This is a genomic window from Vibrio gazogenes (assembly GCF_023920225.1).
In the GTDB taxonomy this organism is placed as follows: domain Bacteria; phylum Pseudomonadota; class Gammaproteobacteria; order Enterobacterales; family Vibrionaceae; genus Vibrio; species Vibrio gazogenes.
In genome coordinates this window covers 1,722,058-1,741,772 of record NZ_CP092587.1, presented here as the reverse complement: position 1 = coordinate 1,741,772, position 19,715 = coordinate 1,722,058, and the positions used below count along the sequence as shown (strand labels likewise).

Sequence of the window (19,715 nt, the reverse complement as noted above, 5' to 3'; positions counted from 1 at the left end):
CAGTGCTCAGTCCATAAATGTCGAGAGTTCTTCACAGACATCAGCAAACGCAGTCACAAACCGTTCCATCTCTTCCTGTTCAATAATCAACGGCGGTTGAATACGAATCACGGTTGAGCTGTTCGCGGTGATAAATGTCAGAATGTTGTGATCCAGACATAACTTGGTGACAAACTTCATACAGAACATTTCACCCAGTGATTGCTCCATACGCGTCATGGCAATCTGGAGATGTTCACGGACCGGATCCGGTAAGAACTTCCACATGGTGTGCCAGTCACCGGGTAGGCGTGTCGCAAACTCACGCGCTGATGCCGCAACAGCACCGGCAAAAGATTGCTCGAACTGGATTCCCAGCATGAGTCCACGCCCGCGAATTTCTTTGATAAACGGATATTGTGCGGCTATCTCTTCCAGCGCCTGCTTGAGATATTGTCCCGAGCGGTTCGCACGGGCCGGCAGATCTTGGGCGACCAATTCGCGCAATGCATTCAGGGCAACGACCGAAGCAACGTTACCGCCACCGAATGTTGAACTGTGAACCAGAAAACGATCCGCCGTACCATAGGCTTGCTGCCAGATGTCAGCACGACACAAGGTTGCCCCAATCGGAACCAGCCCGCCGGACAGCGATTTCGACAGAATCATGACATCCGGTTCTAGGTTGTCCCATTCACAGGCGAACAGTTTCCCGGTGCGGGCGAGCCCGGTCTGAACTTCATCCACCATCAACAGTGTTCCGGTTTCCCGACATAACTGCTGGGCGCGTTGCAGATAACCTTCGGGGAAGAGGTGTACGCCGCCTTCTCCCTGAATGGGTTCAAGGATCAGCGCACCGACATCATCACGTCGGATCGCGGCTTCTAATGCTTCCGGATCAGCGAAGGGCACTTCCACCATGCTTTCTAACAGTGGCTGGAAATAACGACGGTGTTTATCGCGACCGGTGAGTGAGAGCGCACCGAGTGTTTTGCCGTGATAACTGTTGTTGATATACGCAATACCCGGTTTGCCCGTAGATGCTTTCGCAATTTTGATCGCCGCTTCAACAGCTTCGGTGCCTGAGTTACTGAAAAAGACCCGCCCCATGTTTCCGGGGGAGAGGTAACACAGCAGTTCAGCGAGTTTTGCCGTCTGTTCCGGGATCGAAATATATTGAATGAAGTTGGGGCCTTGTGCATCGAGGTAATCTTTCAATGCATTCACCAGTGGTTGGGGGTTGTGACCGAGACTCAGACAGCCATATCCCGCAACCATATCCAGATATGAGGTTCCGTCTGCCGTCCATAATGTTGTCCCGGATGCGCGTTGGAACACATTGTCGCAATGTTGTAGACGGAGAAAATCAACCATCATTGGATTCACATACTGACGGTAACGATCCAGAGTGTCTTCGAGTTCAGCATCCTGACTGAGCAGACCATCAATGAAGGCTAACTGCGCCGAGGCGCTTTCAGTGTTGTTATCGTAAATATCATGGTGATAATAGCGTTTGAGGTTGGTGACCTGCTGGCGTTCGAGTCGTTCTCCGAAAGAAGCGAGCGGGTAGGCGTAGAAGCCGTGTTTTTCTGCAATTTCACCGATCTCAAGTACTTTCTCCGGTGGCAGATAGCGACCTAACGAGAATTTTTCACGACGGCCTTCCAAAGCCAAGACAATGGTTTCGGCCATACAGCCATTTAATTGCTGCTTGATCGTGACGTTCAACGACTCACCACCGAGTTTGACGGCATCGGTCGCGGTGACACAACCACCGTCGATGATCAGAATGTCATCTCGCTGAGGGCGAACTTCGGTATCGACATCCCGGGGGAGTGCAATATCAATAAAGATTGAACCGGGTTGCAGACGTGCGGTTTCGATAATGCCACCGGAAGAGGTTGCTCCCGCAAACAAACGGCATGACCGGTAAAGTGTCTCCGGGTCTCCGGTTAATGTGACGCGGTGGTGGTACTGTTCCGGCAAGTGGCTGAGCAGTTCAGCCTGATCTTTATGACTGGCGCGATGCAGCAGATAAAGCGAATAACCTTCTGCTAACAAGAGCCGACTCAAAGCCAGACAGATCGAGCCGGGATAACCGACAATGGCAATCGGTTCTTTTTCCGGATTGATATCCAGCCATTCTGTAATCTGGCGAAGCGCACGGTAACCCGCGTACGTTGTCAGTGAATTTCCTGATGTCACCGGCACCGGTGATTTTTCAGCGGTGGCTTCTCCGCGTCGTCCGACAATCGAAGTGAATCCGCCCAGACCGACCAGCTCAGCCCCCTCGTTAACAAGCTCTTCTATTCCCTGAAGTACCCGTTGTGCGATGACACGCGGTTCCGCCAACATTTCGTCGGCAACCAACGGCATATAACGAATAATCCCTTCACAAGTTGCCCCGGTTGCTGATGTGATCCGGGCAAAGTTCATAAATGGCACGAGGTTTTCTTTATGCCATAACTCTCGGCTGTAACCACTGTGGAGTTCATTCGAACTACGCTGAAGCAGATCCAGCATTTTGACATAACGTTTTAAACCAACAGATGTTGGATGAGCAATGAACCCGAACTTCATGATGTGACTTCCTTTGCTTGAATATGGTCGAATGATTGGCTGGCAGGCTCTGATGGACTAGCAGCCGCTGTACGTTGTTGTAAGGTTTCTTTATCGCAGGGATCGCGCTGCCAGCCTTTGGCGGTTGCCAGTGAAATACCATCCCCTTCATTGTTGTGTCCGAGAACCACGGAAAATAAGTTAAGCCGCTTCGGACTCGTCAGCGCATCCCGGATGACGGTTTCATCAAAATGCGTCAGCGTTTGATTTTTGATCTGAAAGTCATTGATGCTCTGTTCAAACGCCGGTTGATCGAGGTTCATCAGACGCATCTGTCGGGATGTCCGGTTAAAGAGAATCCGTTCCTGATAGGTATTAATGACGGATAACCCACCGTTGCATAAATAGAACACCGTAATGCTTTTATTCAGTGACTCCGGATGGGTGAGAATGTTGTCGATAAATGCCGGTAATATGTCAGGCACAATCCCTTTTGCTCCGTCACCGATAAATGCAATGACATGTGTCGGACTGGTGTGCGCCAGATAAGTTGTTGCCATTAAGGCATCTCCCATCAGGGCCCGGCCGTACCAGCCAGAAAAACCGCGGCGGGTTCTGGCGACATTTCTGACCGCAGAAATTCCGCAGCGGCCAACATCATAAATGCCGGTATAGTCATATGACTGCGTTGCAATTAAATCTTCAATCACTCGATTGAGTTGCGAGAAGAAGTAGTTCGGTGACATCGGTAGTGTCGGTAAACGACTGACCACATCTGAAGGGGAGTCCAGATAAGTACGGATCAGCGCCTGACGTTTTTCCCGCAGGCTATCACTGACATTGAGGTTGGCTTTCACTGCCTTGAGGAATGGCAAACAATCCATATGGAGATGGATATTGGCATAAGGTGATAAATGACGTTCATCATGGGTTAATTGAACAAGATGCACCTTATTTTCTAACCGGCCATCGGAGAAGGGCGTGGTGATCTGAGCCACGCGGCTTTTGATCATGAACAGGCTCTGCTCGTGGAGTGGATTGATCTTGTCTTTGGTATGCATAAAGTTATAGACGCGTGGGCTATAACCGTAAATCGCCAATGTACCGAGATAGTGAGGATTCAATTGGCCTTGATAATATTTCGGTGCCGTACCGGGGTGTGCTAATGAATCAACCAGCGCGATACCAGCTTCGTCAGCGATTTCATGGATCAGGGCGTATTCATCATCAGTGACGGGGCCAAGCTGCCAAATGAGTTTTTCCGGACCTGCATTGATAAGTTGCATGGCCTGTTCAAATGCTTCACCCGAAATGAATGAATCATCCGAGGATTGAATCGGTAGAGAAGACACATCACTGATCACATGTTCTAAGGGCAGGCTGGATTCCAATACATTCTGAGTGGCGAGAATCACTACCGGCCCTTGATTGAGATGATACAACCGAAAGACTTCGGTCAGTCCTTCGGTCATCTGACTGACATCGTGAATGTAGACATATGGGATCCGTCGGGCTTGTAGGACTTCCCGCATGTCTTCTGTCGGCGTTAGCGTTCCCTGAAAACTGTACCACTGGTTATTGCGGTTTTCTGCAACCACCAAAATCCCTTTGGCTGCGGTTTCACGCAGGTTGGCTAAGGTTCCTTTGAACTCATCCATCATGCCGGACGTGACAACCCCGAGAAACGGCATTCGATAGAGCTGCCAGTTTGCGATCGCACCACAGGCAATGGCATGTTCATTCGGACCGCGTAGTGTTAAAGCACCATGCGCTTGGGCATGTTTATCCAGATAGCCAATAAGATTGGAGACGATAGAACCGGTATAATAAGAGAATAGCCACCGATCTGGCGTTACATCTTCAAAAAAACGGATCAGTTGATCGGCCAATGTATTATGTAGCACCGCGGCACCTTCAGGTTTAACCCGTCGGTTGGCGTAGTTCATTTCAAAAAAATCCATCCACAGACAGAGGAGTTCGGTTTGAAAAACCTGAGGATCTTGAGAGCGAACGATTTCTCGGTATTGCTGCGGTAAATAACGACAAGGGGAGCGCAGACTACGAATGAATGTCACCGTAGAAAACGTGGTATAAAACGCCGGAATCCCCGTTTTTTGCATCGCGCAATAGAATGCATCCAGATCGCGATCGATTTTCTCGATGTGATCATCGCTTTGCCCTAAAGAGGCTTGATCGTAAAACAGCATGCCCACTTGAAATGCCGATTGCTCTTCCAACGCGTGGGAGTAGACGATCTTACCGGTGGCTTCTGCGAGACTGCTGCACTGGATGACCTGAATGTTGATGGCTTTTTTCTGATCTTTGAGAAAATGAATGGCTTTGCCTCGTGTCTCCAGATAGAGCTCATCATAAGATAAGTCGAGGAGTTGCAAAGGTAGGTCTGACTGGATATGGACCTGATTAAATGAATAGTCCCGGATGTCATTCAATACACTCAGACCAGTCTGAAAAAAGGCGGGATCTTGAGTTACGACAATGACACCGACAGTAATTGTATCCAGTTTCATTTGAGACTGCTCTTTGTGAGTCGCTTGCCAAAACTGCTCATATAAGGCGCCGGAAGCGTTTGTTGCTTGTCCTATCATGGATCGGTTCCTTGTTTTCGCTGAAATCATGGGAGTCATCCAACTCGCATGTGTACTTGCTCAAATGGGGCGAGCTATATGATGAAATACAGCCGTTGCCCGATAAAAAAACGTAGCAACCCCCGTCGAATCATCAGAGATGATTCGATGTTTATTTGTCATCATGTTGTTGACGGTGGCAGGGCTTCTACCACCGATATGGGTGATTTTTCTGCCTAAGATTCCTGACGCTGGATCCTGACATGTCCGTTATCACCGTCGATAATCAGCGTATCGCCACTCTGAATCTGCTGAGTTGCCGTTTTCAGATTCACGACGGCCGGAATGCCAAACTCTCGCGCAACAATACAGCTATGGGAGAGGGCAGAGCCGATATCCGTGACAACACCACCTGCCAAAGCAAATAGTGGGGTCCAACTGGCATCGGTATATTTTGCAACCAGAATTTCACCGGGCTGCAATTCTCCGGCTTGGCTTTGCAAATCGGTAATAACCCGAGCCTTCGCAACGACTTGTCCCGGACTTGCGGCTAAGCCTTTTAACTGGTCGGGGTTATCGTCAGTGGCTGAGACTTTGAGTTGTGGCGTATAACCACCAATAATTGCCATTGGTGGCTCATCCGCATGAAGATTCAATAAATGCTGATGGCGGTTTTGATTAAGCAACTCGGGAGAAAATGCTTCATCGGTAGAAATCCGGCCGGCCACATAGTCACGAAAACGCTGAAAATCGATATAAGGTAAATCTTCGCGACGGACGATATTCTTCGCTTCCAATCGTCCCAGCACTTCCTGAATAATCCGGCGATAGAACCATGTTTCGGTGATAAACGTTGGACGAGTCGCTTCTCTGCGCTCAGCCATCACGCCATAAAGTTTCATCAGCATTTTCAGCTTGAATCGTCCCATAAAGGGTAGACCGCTCAATAATTGTTCACTGTCCTGATTGCGCAGGCTTTCCGTCTCTTGTAATTTCTTCTGTAAATCAACCGGATGCTGGAGATACATCTTCATTACTTGTAATAAGTAACTCGGATCATCACGCCAGCGTGGAATACTTAATTCAAACTCCTGTCTTCCCCGGGAGCCGAATTCAAACAGAAAATCTTCAAATGGCCCATTCCAGAAAGCTTGACCGTCAGGATCCTTCGGCAGGCGTTCGACCAGTTCATTCGCTTCATAATTTTCAAAAAGCTGCTTCAACTGAGGTTGCTGATTGATGATATCAACCAGTTTGAAAATACCGAGCGTGACTTCGATGGTCCGTAGATTATTCATCGACGCTTTGATGCGATTTTGCAGGCCATTGCCTTTGTCGCCCAAATACGCCTCACAGGTTTCGGTTAATGCATCATACAACGCAAAAGATTGCAGAAAGAAAGGCATATAAGCAGCACAACTTTCCAGAAAGTATTGATCGGCACGCTCTAATTCACGGTTCAGATCGGCCAGCGTCATTTTGCTGAAATCCAGTGCCAGAAAACGCTGTGTTTCTTGCTGACGCAGGGTAATCATACGTTCAACGATTTTGGGGGCATGACGGACATTATGAACCTGCTGCTTGAGCCAATACCAAGCACTTTTGACATAATCCCAACCTTCAACGCCGGGGCCATAAGGATTCTTATAGTGAGTGAAATCAATATCATCCGTCGCATAACGGGTGGTAAATTTCATTTCATCGCGAGTCGGTGGACACTGTCTGAGCATGTGGGCTGACCCGGAAATATTCAGATAGACCTGTCCCTGAATGTAGCCCATGTAGATCGTCCAGTCTGAGATATCCGCCATTCCCATTTTCTGAATCGATGGCCCGTGAATATGTTTCTGATAATATTCGCAGAAAGACAGGCCTAGCGGGGTCATCAGCCCGGTTACGATTTCGCCGGTATCCATCCGGGAAAACAGAGCGCCATCTTTGACGGATTGTTTAGATTCCCAAGGGTTGGCATAGATGACGGTCGCTTCTTTTGCCTCGGTTGTGACCGGACGTGCCTGTAGCAACCAAACTTTGTTATCTTTCACTGCCCATTCGATATCTAAATCTGTGCCGTAAATTAACCGAGCCTGACGCGCAAGGTTGTTCAGCTCGCTCAAATGTTCCGGTGTCAGGCTGGATTGCTCTTGCAATGCATCCGGGGTTGGTAGAATCGTCACTTGTCCCTTTTCATCACACTGACAATAGTGGGGTTTGTGACGGATCTCCTGAGCAATGACGTTGCCCGTCTGCTTGTCGAGCGTAAAGGTATCGGTTGTGACCTGACCGGAAACAACCCCTTCACCAAGTCCCCAGCAGCTATCGATAACAATCTGATCCTGATTGCCGGACAGTGGATCACAAGTGAACATCACGCCGGCTGCATCGGCATCGACCATCTCTTGTAAAACGACAGCGATAGCACTTTCGGCAGCATGGCCTTGACGATAAAGCGCCACTCTGTCCGCCCAAAGCGATGCCCAACAGGAACGGACCTTCTGCAAGACATCTTGAATGCCTTGAACATGCAGATAAGTTTCGTACTGACCTGCAAATGACTGAGATTGCCCGTCTTCATCCAGTGCGGATGAGCGTACAGCAATGCGCGGATTCTCACCTAAATCTTGATAGGCTTGCTGAATGGCCTGTTTAATGGGTTGAGGGATATCAGCATTGAGAATCGTTTCCCGCACCTGCTCAATCTCTCCGGATTCTAGTAGTGGGGCGGGCAATGTTTCTCGAATAAATTGTTGATAAGCATCTGCGGTCACGCAGAAAGCCACCGGAACGGGCAGGCCCGCATGAACCAAATGGTTCAGTGAATAACCTTTACCACCTAAATGTTGATGAGCGAGTTGCTGATCACCGGAGATCCCGACGACGATCTGTGAATCCGTCATAGTGTTGCTCCTGCTAAAGAATCTTCAGTTTGAGGTTGAGAGACTGTATTCGGCTGAGGGGCGATCGTAGCCTTGAGCTGTTGTTTGACTGCTCTGGATGTCTTCAGACCTGAGAAAATTGCGCCTTCAATATTTCCGATCCCGACACTGTCCTGATTGGCAAACTGAATACATTTAAATGGCTGTCCGGCAGTTGTGAAAATACCACGGCTATGATGCCCTTTGACCGCAGTTACCAGTCCGCCAGACCAATGCCAAATTTTGATATCTTCAATGACATTCGGACTGATACCGATATTAGTCAGGAGTTTGGAAATCTCGAAATAAGTCTGTTTTTGCAGCGAGTTGAATTTTCCATAAGCATCGCGGCCCTTACGCTCAGGACGAGTCGTCGGCATGAGTAGTGTGAGCACACCGACTTCATTATTGCCGTTAGGATCCATCCAATTCGCGACAAGACAGGTGCCGGGTTTACACCAGTAGTACGGTTCATCGACTGAAGCGTGTTCAGGCTCGATCATATATCCGCCAAACGCATGACTCAGGACCGGTTTTGATAACAGCACACTGGCCATATAATAATCTTCGTAACAAATCGTCTGAATGGCTTCAACCTGAGATTGTGGCAGCGTTGGAACATGGGGAACAATCGCGCTTTTCTGTGCAGCCCAAATGACTTGCCGCGTATTGACCTGTATTGATTGACCTCCCACCATAAGTTGTAATTGGGCATGGTGATCAGAAAGTTGGTTGATGTTTGCCAAAGTTGCATCGGTCACCATGGTCACATTTTCTTTGCTATCAAGGTAACGACACAATCCTTCACTTAATCCACCATTACCGCCGGGCAGTGCCATGAGGTTGCCACGTAAATAACCGATGAGAAAGTAAAGACCGGCATAAGCAGACACATCATTAAGATCAGAACATTCAACCCGAAGTGCCACTCGAATTGCATTCTCAACTAATTTACCAAGAGAGACGGGCGGACGTAGATGTTGGGGGAAGTGGGCAATTTTTTCGGGTTCAAACAGATAGGTGTACAGAGAAATGTTATCCAGCAGTTCCATTTCTTCCCGAGGCCAACCACTTTCTTCACTCCAAGGCATTTGAGGGTAGAGTCGGGTGCCGGGAGCGAATCGGTCTAGAAAGCGATAAAGTTCAGCAAAAGTTGGATCACCGAGTTGTTTTGATGAACTTACAAACGGTTTACCAATGATGGCATTGATAAAGAGCTGGCAGGTGAGTCCCCATACTTCAGGCTTGAGCAGAAAAGCCGGTTTTTTGAGAAAGCCAACAATGACTTCTCCCAAACAACGCATCAGTAACATCGTATCGAAGAAAACCAGCATGTCTTCTGCATTCGAGCGGTAGCTTTTATCCAGTCCGATTTTTTTCAGAATGTACATCATCTCAGAATCGGGGAGCGGCTCTTGAAAACAGACACCACCGACGGGGTGTTTGAGTCCTTGATAGGATTCATGGCGGGCATTTCCTCCCAAAGACGCTGTTTTCTCAACAACTAAGACACGTTCCTGATCAAATTCGCTGGCTGCGGTTAATCCAGCAATACCGCCACCAATAATCACTACATCATAGTTTTCTCCATTTTGAGGTCGGCTTGCTTGAACGCCGGTTGACTGAAGTAGAGAAAAGTCTTGTGTGGGGAAGACGCGAAATGCTGTTTTGCGTCGGTATTGATTGCGGAGCATATACAGTGCCGCTAAAGCAAAGACGGCATCCAGCCATATAACCTGAGGCTGTGAGCGGTGCAAAATGGTAACAAAAACAACCATCATCAGAAGTTGGCCATAGATGACCCATTTTGTCCAAATCGGATTCAGTAGCAAAACTAGTCCTGAAACGAAAAGAATAACACCGGAGAGGAGATTGAAAAATTGAGCGTGAGTACCAATCCAAACAGAAATTCCTTCATACCAAGTTCCCTGATTTGCCACAGCTGCCATTTGGAGTTCTGCAACAACATCTTCAAACTGAGGAAAAAGTTTAGCAATGCCGGCAAGCATATATAGTACGGCGAAAATACGTTGAATTATCATTCGATAGTTACCTCTATAAAGCCTATTTTACGAACGAGAATCAGTGACTATCGTTCGAAGCGGACAACTCATCGGGCAGGTAACTTACTTTCCCAGAAATTATCTATTTCTAAAAGTCACAGACTGTTACAGTCTATAACCATTGAAAAGAGTGATTCTGGTTATATCTAGTTCGTTATATTCAAAAACTCTATTTACAGATAGAACACAACTCACACCTATTGATATAGATGATATTAGTGGCGTCTTTATACTGCTGATAAAATAAAATTTCCGTGCCTAGCCCTGACGTTGTTATAATTATTCTTTCAAAAAATATTTATTGATAAATATGTATATTGCTGTTTTTACACTATACCTAAAAATTTGTTTTTATATCGACCATTCAGTCGTGATGGCTCGTTGTATTATTTTATAAATTAAAAAGATTAAACTTTTAAGTCAAAGGGTATTATTTGATTAGATTTTTATTTTCTGTGTAAATAGTTACCATACAATCAGAGGGGCTATCAAGATTAAAATGTAGAATAGAATAATTACTCAACAATTGCTCAGTAATCATTTTCAATAAAAATCAATATGATAGGATTATCATTCCATATTTGAAAATATTTATTTAAAATTTCAACATGAGATGTACTTCTCAAAATGTTAGTAACTAAAAATTATGACTTTTAGTTCAAGAGAAGGGAGGATTTATTTCATTTTTTTGATTTATATCTTACTACATTAGCTATTAATTAATAGAAATGTAAAAAATAAAATAGAGTTTATACTTTAACAATTGGAGTGTAGATGAAGACATTCATTTTGTAAAATTTTACTCATGTGAAAATTTGTGCTTGCCATGATTTCAAGGAATCATGCCCATCAAAATTAATCAACATTTCTATCAGAATAGATGTGATATCATTTCACTTTATCAAGTAAGTGATTGATAGATAAAGAATAACCCTTTAAAGATTGGCGTTGGAATTTAAATCTAATTTGATTATTGAAATAAATTAATGACTATTATTTAGATTGAAGCGTTGAGGTTTATTTTGTCGAGTAATTACTCCAATTGTTTTAAAATGATTGCTCTAAATGAGGTTGCGAATCTCAAGGTGAATATTATAAACATTTGCTAATGTAAAATGTATTTAGAATGGTATTTAAGAACGAGTCCGGTATGGATATTAACGAACTATCGACGTCCCTAAAGTCTCTTATCGAAGCGAGTAATGATATCGTTAGCTGCCGTTTTAACGATAATCTGGTTACGATTGGGTAAGCAGAACATTTTGTCGCATCACCGTCGACGCTGTTTGTCTCTGACAATATTTCGTTTTCCTGTATAGATAATCATGCCAATGCGATCAGCTACTTTAATGAAGAAACGCGAGACCTCTAGTTAAATTAGTAGCAATGGGTGATTTCTAACCGAATAACGAGGATACAATGGACATGACATGAACAAAGAGAGACAGAGACTTAGAGGTGTGGTAAATACGTCTAAACTCGTTTGTTTGCTTCTCCAAAAGCTCGTAAGGGGATAGGAAGAGTTAACGCACTGAATTGCCTTAACTATCTTATTTAACATAATATATATAATACGCACTTAAATTGTTAGAGCAATTTAGTAATGTTCGGTTTGGGCTATTTAGAAATGTCCTCTTATGCTTAATGGACTTCCATTCGCTTGAGGACCCAAACCGATGCTAATTCCAATGAGCGACCGAGACATTCTACGATTTAAAGTTTTAACAGACGTCCACTTAGCCAAGTGTTTGCATTAGAAAAACTCTCTGAACATCATAACCTCAATGTTTCTTCAGAGATGCTTCTCAATGGATGATCACAGATGGTCTTTGGGTGCCACACTCACAGCGTAAATCTCGTGTTTATCAGCCTCGTTACCGTCGTGATTGTCTGGGTGAACTCGTACAGATTGACGGCTCTCACCACGACTGGGTTTGAAGGACGCAGCCCTAAGCTTTCTCCTGGTCTTTATGGACGATGCGACCAGTCGATTAATGAATAATCTCCGCTTTAGCGAGATCGAATCTTCCTTTGACTACATGGTAGCTACGCGGGAATACCTGAACAGCCACGGGAAACCTATCGCATTCTACAGCGATAAACACTCGATTTTTCGTGTTAATCAGGAAAAGCTCAAGTTTCCCCTCAGACATACTGATTCTGTAGTTGATTAGGTCTTTTATCTATTTTGTCTTGGAGATATGGATTATTTTTGATTGTCTTAATAAACTAGTTATAGTGCATTAGATTGTATGGTGTTTTTGATGAAACCCAATTTTCAAATCAGCATAATTCAATACTCTTGAAAGTTTGAAGCCTATGCTGGTTGACCATCATTCAAACGTCCAACAACCTGACAACGTCCACGATCTTTAGCTTCATACAATCCCTGATCTGCTTCATTCAATAATTCTGCAATCGAGCATTTTCCAAGCGATGAGCTAACGCCTAAACTAATGGTCACTTGACCAGTCTGTCTAAAGCGATGTTGAGAGACAATATTGCAAAGTTTCTTGGCAAGATGAAACGCTTCTAAATAGTTCGATTGAGGACAAATTACAACAAACTCCTCACCACCCCAACGGCCGATTTCATCCGGCTTATTGAGAGATTGTTGCAGCAAGCAAGTGACTTCAATCAAAGTATTATCACCAACCAGATGGCCATATTCATCATTGATAGCTTTGAAATAATCGATATCAATCAGAATAATGGCAAATTCATAACCTGATTTCTCTGACAGATTAAGTTGTTTTCTCATTAATTCATCGAGTTTCATTCGATTATAAATGCCGGTCAATGGATCTCTTTCAGCGATTCGCTCGACTTGCTTACGGTCTGTTCTATCGGAAAAGATAGCCATATATCCAATCAGATTCTGGCGTTTATCAAACCTCGGTATAATGGATGTATGTAACCATAACTCAGCCCCATTTCTTGTCCGACTATGGAGTTCTCCTTGCCACTGCTTACCAGGTAACAGTGTTCTAAACATTGAAAAAGGCACCTGATTCATCACATGAGGATCGCTGAGCATGCCGTAAGACTGTCCGAGTAACTCATTCTTCTCATAACCCGTTAATTTTAAAAAAGCATCATTACAACGCCGAATTCGGCCCTGCTTATCAGTGAAAATGACTGGGATATATTGGTCGATGACATTGAGACTTGCCTGATTCTCAACAAACAATTTACTGAACATTATCTTACGATAAATGGCGTGCCACACAAGCAAAGTTCCGAGCGTTACTGAAAAAGCGTCCATAACCATCACCACAATCAATAACAGGCTTTTGTGGCCTGCACGATAAAACTTATCGCCGCCCATTCTGTATGCCAGAGTCAACTCATCATGGCTGGGGATTAGATGAGATAAACCAAACGTAGAAAATCCGGATGCTTTCCACATCGCTAAAGTCATTGGTAATGACGTATGACGGTAATCAGTATTTGAATTGTTTGGGATTCGATTCGCATACAAAATCAGACCGTGTTTATCCAACAAGTAAATATCGGCATCCGACTGAGAAAAGATATGCTGTAAAAACTCGGTCATATCAAGGTTGACAACAAGTGCACCAATCAATCTTTTGTTCATGAAAATCGGTAAGCCGGCCTGAAGCATCACTCTTTGCGCTTTTATGAGACTGGATTGTTGCGTTATCTGAGAAAACCAAATCTCATTCGGCTTAACTTTAAGTAATTGACGAAAATTAGGGGAAATAGGTTTCTGATCAGACGGTAAAAAATCTATTTGAGTGTTTAGCGCGACCGTCTTCATAAAACGGAGCAATGAACTTCCGTTTCCGTTCAGAATATCCAGTTGTTCAATCTCGGGAAAAGTTCGTGTAAGTTGTTGAATCATATAACGAAGTGACAACTGATGACTAGACTCTGAATTGATTAGATAATCATGAACAGCCTCGCTCTTTTGGATCGCCTGAAGCGAGCTTTTTATGAGTCTTACATAAAGATCAGAGTATTGTTCAGCACTAGAAAAGAAAAGCTGCGCACGATTGTCTGCAGTAGCATCTTTTTGATTCTGAAACATAATCAGAATCAAGGATATAGAGGCTATCGAGATAGTGCCCCAGAAGGTGAAGTAAATGAACTTCGTATATGTTTTAGACTGGACCATGACATTGTTCTTATTCCTTGACTTAAACAGTATAAAATCTAGCTCATAATCAACGAATTGCAAACAAAGGTTAGGTTTATCGAATCTAGCGTTTGCTTTTTTGATGACTATCCGATTTTTTCAGCCCACTGAAAGGAAAAACATTACGAACCCGCTGCTGAATACTCTTCGGTACCGACGGAGAAAATTTGAGCCGAATCCCCTCTCTACGCTGGTAGGCTTTCAGATATCCATCAAATGGAGAATGATGGCCAATTTCTGTCAGATTGTGTTTCAACGTCACTGGCAAATGACCTTTGACTTTAACCAACTGACCTTTTTTAAAATGAACATACAACACAGGCCGATCAAGAACAAGCAACCAGAAAATCACAATAGCTGCAATGATTATGATGTACATCATAATATAACCCCTTGATTATTCAGATAGTAATCGATTTAAATCTTCTTTCAGTGAACTCATTTTCTGACTCGTTTTTTCAGTTTTGGAAGCTTCGCTGAGTAAGTATTCAATCGCTTCAGATAAGGTACATCCTAGTTCATTCGCACGAAAAGACAGTTTTTCCCATACGCGATAATCCAAATCAATTGATTTCTTTCGAGTATGAATCTGTTCAGCATTATAGTGCCTTTTCCGTTTTGCCCGAATCGCCTGTTTCAGTTTGTTATCCAGTTCAGATGACATATGTTGTTCGATCCACTCCAAGACATGGATAGGCTCATGTTCAATCTGACTCAATAATGCAATGGCATGATCAATCTCACTACTATCGATGTGGCGAGTAATCTGAACCCCATCTTTATAGCGGTCCATAAGGTATTGCCATTTCCATCCACATTCCAGATTTTCAAGTTGCTGGTATTTCATTTGGGATAACCTATTGTCTTATGCAGAATGAGCTTAGATGCAGTGACAGCGTAACCCATGATATGAATATCTGCAAATAGATCATTGATCAATGAGATGTGAATCTGTTTTCCAAGTAACTTTTTCTATATAATCTTTCATCTTTTAATTCATATCGAATATGCAATGACAAATGATATATGGCGCCTTGTAACGCCTCAGTTCGACGACTACAGCACACAATTCGCACAATACCCATCGATTCAACCCGCTGATTTTATGTCAACCCAGCCTCGACTCCAATCGACACTGCGTCGTTTTACCGAGCTGACAGGACTGAGCCGTTTATTGATTATCCATGCACCTGACAATTCAGTTTATCGCCATATCATCCAGAATAGTCTCTCAGCCCTACTTCCAGAGAATATACCGGTGATCACCAGTGAGTCTCTGGAAAAAAAGTACATGTTTACCACGGTCAAAGCAGATAATGGGCACCTTGTCAGCGAAATTTCCGGTTTGCTCGATAAAGCTGATGGCGGTTATTTGATTATCTCTCCTAACTGGCTAATCAAAAATGCCGCTAGCTGGCCGATTCTGAAAAGTGTTTTACTTGGTGAAGAAGTCTCGGCATTGAACTGTGATGAGAAATCACCACTCCAGTATGAATGGACAAAACGTTACGATATTAAACTGATTTTATCTGGCGATCGCGAACAGTTGGCAACAGTCGATTATATTGATGACGATATCCGTAGTGGTTTATCTCTTTATACTGAGATTGAGCTGGAGATGAAAATTGAGCCGGACACCCTTGCTCACTATTTCGCTTATTTGAAATGGTTGCTGCAAACTTATTGTTATCCGGATCTTGCGGAAGACGCTGTTCGGTTATTGTTGACAGCCGGCGTCCGTCAAACTGAAGACCAGCAATATATTCCGCTGTGTTTATTCTGGCACCGAACTTTGTTGGAAGAAGCGACTATTGAAGCTGGCAATAGCACGATTGAGTCTCACCATATTCAGTCTGCGTTGGATAAACGCTATTATCGCGAAAGTTATCTGCCTGAGCGTGCACTGAGTGATATTCTCAATGGCCAGGTATTAATTGAAACACAGGGGAAACAAGTCGGTCAGGTTAATGGGCTAACTGTGATTGATATTGCAGGACATCCTTTCTCTTACGGAGAACCCGCTCGTATTTCATGTGTCGTTCACTTTGGTGATGGGGATATCAGTGACGTCGAGCGTAAAGTAGACTTAGGTGGTAACCTTCACGCGAAAGGCATGATGATTATGCAGGCATTTGTCAGCAGTGCTCTGGAATTAAATGCGCCATTGCCCTATTCTGCATCGGTTGTATTTGAACAATCATATAGTGAGGTCGATGGTGACAGCGCTTCTTTAGCTGAAGTCTGTTCATTGGTGAGTGCATTGTCAAACATCGCCATTGATCAACAGATTGCAGTGACTGGTGCGGTGGATCAATTTGGCAGAGTTCAGGCTGTCGGTGGTTTAAATGAAAAAATTGAAGGATTTTACCATGTTTGTTGTCATCAAGGACTAACAGGCAAACAAGGTGTCGTTCTCCCTAAAACCAATTTAAGGAATTTGGCACTTCACCACACGCTGGTAAGTAGTATACAAGCCGGAGAGTTCCATATCTGGCCCGTATCAACCGTTGATGAAGCGATTCCTATCCTCATGGGAAAACCCTTTCGTCGAAAAGATACAGATGCAGCCCTAAGCAAAGATAGTGGCTTTGAAAAAAATAGTGTTCTTGAAAAAATAGCTGAAAGAATTGAATTATTCGAGCGTGAAGAAAATCCGGAAAGTTTATGGGAAAAACTCAAAAATAGACTGAATTTTTACTGATCGGAGTTGTTTCACATACACCGCTTCACTAACATGCTCGCTGTTGATATTTGGAGTAATAAATAATGCAAAATAAACGTGAGTCTTATAATCGTGACGACCTTCTGGCATCAAGCAGAGGCGAACTCTTTGGGCCAGGATATCCACAATTACCAGCTCCCAATATGTTAATGATGGATCGTGTAACCAAGATGTCTGAGACAGAAGGTGAATTTGGTAAAGGTTTGATTCTGGCTGAGCTTGATATTACTCCTGATCTATGGTTTTTTGACTGCCATTTTCCTGGTGATCCAGTGATGCCCGGCTGTCTAGGACTCGATGCGATGTGGCAACTTGTCGGCTTCTTCCTCGGCTGGGTTGGCGGCAAAGGTAAAGGCAGAGCTTTAGGTGTCGGTGAAGTGAAATTTACCGGTCAAATTCTGCCAACGGCGAAAAAAGTCACTTACGAAATTAACATGAAGCGTGTCGTCAACCGTAAACTGGTTATGGGTGTCGCGGATGGTAGAGTATTAGTTGATGGTAAAGAAATTTATGTGGCCAAGGATCTGAAAGTTGGCCTGTTCCAAGATACATCAACTTTTTAATTATTATTTAATATAAGCGGTTCGTGAACGGACCGTTTTTTGTTTATCTAAACAAATTAGTTATAGTGCATGAGAAGTATATAATAAAGCCCCTGTCTACAGGGGCTACTTCTCAGTGTATGTGGAATGTTTCGTTATTTATAGAGACCTGCATTCTTGTCATCTCTGGCTTCGCGCCAACCGCCCATCCAATAGGAGCGAACATCCATCTGTTGGTAAGGGCACTCCTCCACAGAACGACCATTTAACCCTGCTTTGTACCCCTGAGACTGTGCTCTTCCCAGACGATCCCGCTTTTGTCTCTTCATAGTAAAGTCCTCATACATTAACGATTCATTAACTGATAACTGTTACAACGATGTGGCTTTTTTATGACCACACCTCTAAGAATCGCTCAATTAGGAATCAGACTCAAGCATAAAAAGAGGCCAAAATAGGTGCAAATCTAAATCTGTGACTCATTCCAATTATTGACAAAACTCACCATTTTCGACGGAACCAAAGCAGAGTCAGTAGTGTCAAACCTGCGCTACCCAAAGCACCACCGCTCCGCTTCGTTGGATTTGACTCCTGCCCTCTGGCACTGATGTCACTGCTGGTTGCGTTCTCTATCGGGATGAGCTTTACCGCAACCGTTGTCTCTGTCCGTCCACCATTACCACATGTTGCATTGTGAGCGGTTGAATCATATCCGCCACTACACTTAATCGCAGTTGCAGCAATCACGCCGGCATCATTAATATCGGATGCATTGAGAATACGGTATTGGTTGTTATTCGCAGAGAAATTACCACCATTGGTCAAATCATCCAGTAACCAAGGACGGTTGGCGAAAATGCCCATCCGTGTGGCGTTACTACCGGTTGCATTATACGGATAGATAAACGCACGTTTCCGTCGCGGCTTACCACTACTTTCACGACTGGATTCCGTATCGACCTGACCAACAATTTCATTAAAGTTATTGATCGCATTCGCACGGCCACCAGCACCGGAAAACGAAATATTGTCAGAGATAAACTGCGCCGATGGTGATACGACACTGACATCAGGCACGACAAAAAAACGATTTGCAGCAGCACCACCGGATGGCCGGCTTCCCGCCCGTTTCGCTTCGCCAATCGCAACCAGATTGTCATTAACAGCAGTCAAAACAGTATGACTATAGATTCGATCACTGCCCGATTCAGTCTTTGCGTCATTAATCTCAGTGGATTTCCACGATGCTGCTGTCGCATAATTGCCTGTAGCCACCTGAAAGACTGTCGCATTCATAAAATTATTATCGCTGTCGTAGGTATTATAACCGACGCCATAAATGTTCCCATTTTTGACCACAAAGTCACGCATACTGCCTTGAGCAAGGCGCTGATCTTTCTCCTGATTGACACCGGATCCCCAACCAATTTTGACCACCACCCCATTACTGCCCCAAATCGCAGCGTTAGAACGGTAATAGTTACCAAAAGTGTTGGTTTGATTGTTCGATACACTCCCAACAGTGAAAGTACCATCGGTTTTCCAGGCTCGGGATTTATCAAATGTTGTTCCTGTCGGTGTTACATCAGCAATTGCAGTGACCGTCTGACGGCTATTCCCTGTCGACAGTTGAATACCAATCGGACTAGAACTGGTTGTTAAGCTGTTGATCACGGTATTTTGACTACTAAAGACAGAACCGCCTTCAACAAAGGCGATTGCGTTAACAGTATTATCACCGGTCAGCTCTCGCTGCCACTCCGCCCAATGGGATTCTCCCCAAACATCACAAGTTGAGTAAAGCAACTCGTTCGAACAATAATTCTTCAAATCATTCTCTGTCTGAGCATAAGAGAAAGCATTATCTATCCCGAAAGGTACTTCTTCTCGATAGCTGATCCCATCAACCGCTTCACCAGCCATTGTTTTCTGAATTCGTGTTTCTCCGGCAAGATTAAAACCAGAGCAAGCCGTCCCACCAATCGAGCTCGCGAGAAAACAACTATTAAAATTAGTGGCTGAATTACTATCATCCGTAGAAGGCTGAATTGCGACACCAAATGCACTTTGGTAACTATTTGAAGAAACGGGGGGCGTCACTTCAACAATTTGATAAAGAGCAGCATGAGCCTGCGTCGCTGCAAATACAGAAAAGGCTAAAAGTGATATTTTCGTCTTGATTGGTGTCATT

Annotated in this window: 11 protein-coding genes and 1 pseudogene; 3 read left to right on the top strand and 9 right to left on the bottom strand. The window is 44.3% G+C overall.

What is annotated here, in order from left to right; translation table 11 throughout:
• Positions 1-6: 6 nt before the first annotated feature.
• The 4 genes from pigE to pigB form a co-directional block, all read right to left on the bottom strand.
• Positions 7-2,559, bottom strand: a complete 2,553-nt coding sequence (gene pigE / locus MKS89_RS07785) for a prodigiosin MAP biosynthesis aminotransferase PigE (RefSeq protein ID WP_072957869.1) — start codon at positions 2,557-2,559, stop codon at positions 7-9.
• A complete protein-coding gene (gene pigD / locus MKS89_RS07780; protein WP_072957872.1) occupies positions 2,556-5,144 on the bottom strand; it encodes a prodigiosin MAP biosynthesis protein PigD in 2,589 nt (862 codons plus the stop codon). The genes pigE and pigD overlap by 4 nt, the downstream gene beginning before the upstream one ends.
• 215 nt (positions 5,145-5,359) lie before the next feature.
• Entirely contained in the window at positions 5,360-8,020 is a 2,661-nt protein-coding gene (gene pigC / locus MKS89_RS07775; protein ID WP_072957875.1) for a prodigiosin ligase PigC, read from the bottom strand.
• Complete coding sequence (gene pigB / locus MKS89_RS07770) at positions 8,017-10,080, bottom strand: prodigiosin MAP biosynthesis oxidoreductase PigB (protein ID WP_083571258.1); 2,064 nt, start codon at positions 10,078-10,080, stop codon at positions 8,017-8,019. The genes pigC and pigB overlap by 4 nt, the downstream gene beginning before the upstream one ends.
• 1,771 nt (positions 10,081-11,851) lie before the next feature.
• Between pigB and MKS89_RS07765 the strand changes: the two are divergent.
• Positions 11,852-12,224: pseudogene (locus tag MKS89_RS07765) on the top strand (ISNCY family transposase); the annotation flags it as partial.
• 194 nt (positions 12,225-12,418) lie between these two features.
• On the opposite strand, the gene MKS89_RS07760 reads toward MKS89_RS07765, so the two are convergent.
• The 3 genes from MKS89_RS07760 to matP form a co-directional block, all read right to left on the bottom strand.
• Entirely contained in the window at positions 12,419-13,699 is a 1,281-nt protein-coding gene (locus MKS89_RS07760) for a GGDEF domain-containing protein (protein WP_252518340.1), read from the bottom strand.
• A 625-nt stretch (positions 13,700-14,324) separates the two neighbouring features.
• Positions 14,325-14,642, bottom strand: coding sequence for a DUF3634 family protein (locus MKS89_RS07755; protein WP_072957883.1), 318 nt, complete (start codon positions 14,640-14,642; stop codon positions 14,325-14,327).
• A 15-nt stretch (positions 14,643-14,657) separates the two neighbouring features.
• Positions 14,658-15,107, bottom strand: a complete 450-nt coding sequence (gene matP, locus MKS89_RS07750) for a macrodomain Ter protein MatP (RefSeq protein WP_072957885.1) — start codon at positions 15,105-15,107, stop codon at positions 14,658-14,660.
• A 165-nt stretch (positions 15,108-15,272) separates the two neighbouring features.
• On the opposite strand from matP, the gene MKS89_RS07745 reads away from it, so the two are divergent.
• Positions 15,273-16,961 (top strand): S16 family serine protease, encoded by a 1,689-nt coding sequence (locus tag MKS89_RS07745; protein WP_072957888.1) that lies wholly within the window; start codon positions 15,273-15,275, stop codon positions 16,959-16,961.
• 65 nt (positions 16,962-17,026) lie between these two features.
• On the top strand, positions 17,027-17,545 hold the full coding sequence (gene fabA, locus MKS89_RS07740) for a bifunctional 3-hydroxydecanoyl-ACP dehydratase/trans-2-decenoyl-ACP isomerase (RefSeq protein WP_021020321.1): 519 nt from the start codon (positions 17,027-17,029) through the stop codon (positions 17,543-17,545).
• Positions 17,546-17,679: 134 nt separating this feature from the next.
• Here fabA and rmf read toward each other — a convergent pair whose 3' ends face one another.
• Complete coding sequence (gene rmf, locus MKS89_RS07735; protein ID WP_072957999.1) at positions 17,680-17,853, bottom strand: ribosome modulation factor; 174 nt, start codon at positions 17,851-17,853, stop codon at positions 17,680-17,682.
• Positions 17,854-18,025: 172 nt separating this feature from the next.
• Entirely contained in the window at positions 18,026-19,714 is a 1,689-nt protein-coding gene (locus MKS89_RS07730; protein WP_072957890.1) for a DUF3466 family protein, read from the bottom strand.
• Position 19,715: the final 1 nt, after the last annotated feature.

Coding starts and splice junctions, on each gene's coding strand:
- fabA (WP_021020321.1), top strand. CDS start 17,027: ATGCAAAATAAACGTGAGTCTTATAATCGTGACGACCTTCTGGCATCA.
- pigE (WP_072957869.1), bottom strand. CDS start 2,559: ATGAAGTTCGGGTTCATTGCTCATCCAACATCTGTTGGTTTAAAACGT.
- MKS89_RS07760 (WP_252518340.1), bottom strand. CDS start 13,699: ATGAACAAAAGATTGATTGGTGCACTTGTTGTCAACCTTGATATGACC.
- matP (WP_072957885.1), bottom strand. CDS start 15,107: ATGAAATACCAGCAACTTGAAAATCTGGAATGTGGATGGAAATGGCAA.
- MKS89_RS07730 (WP_072957890.1), bottom strand. CDS start 19,714: ATGACACCAATCAAGACGAAAATATCACTTTTAGCCTTTTCTGTATTT.
- pigC (WP_072957875.1), bottom strand. CDS start 8,020: ATGACGGATTCACAGATCGTCGTCGGGATCTCCGGTGATCAGCAACTC.
- rmf (WP_072957999.1), bottom strand. CDS start 17,853: ATGAAGAGACAAAAGCGGGATCGTCTGGGAAGAGCACAGTCTCAGGGG.
- pigD (WP_072957872.1), bottom strand. CDS start 5,144: ATGATAGGACAAGCAACAAACGCTTCCGGCGCCTTATATGAGCAGTTT.
- MKS89_RS07755 (WP_072957883.1), bottom strand. CDS start 14,642: ATGATGTACATCATAATCATTGCAGCTATTGTGATTTTCTGGTTGCTT.
- pigB (WP_083571258.1), bottom strand. CDS start 10,080: ATGATAATTCAACGTATTTTCGCCGTACTATATATGCTTGCCGGCATT.
- MKS89_RS07745 (WP_072957888.1), top strand. CDS start 15,273: ATGACAAATGATATATGGCGCCTTGTAACGCCTCAGTTCGACGACTAC.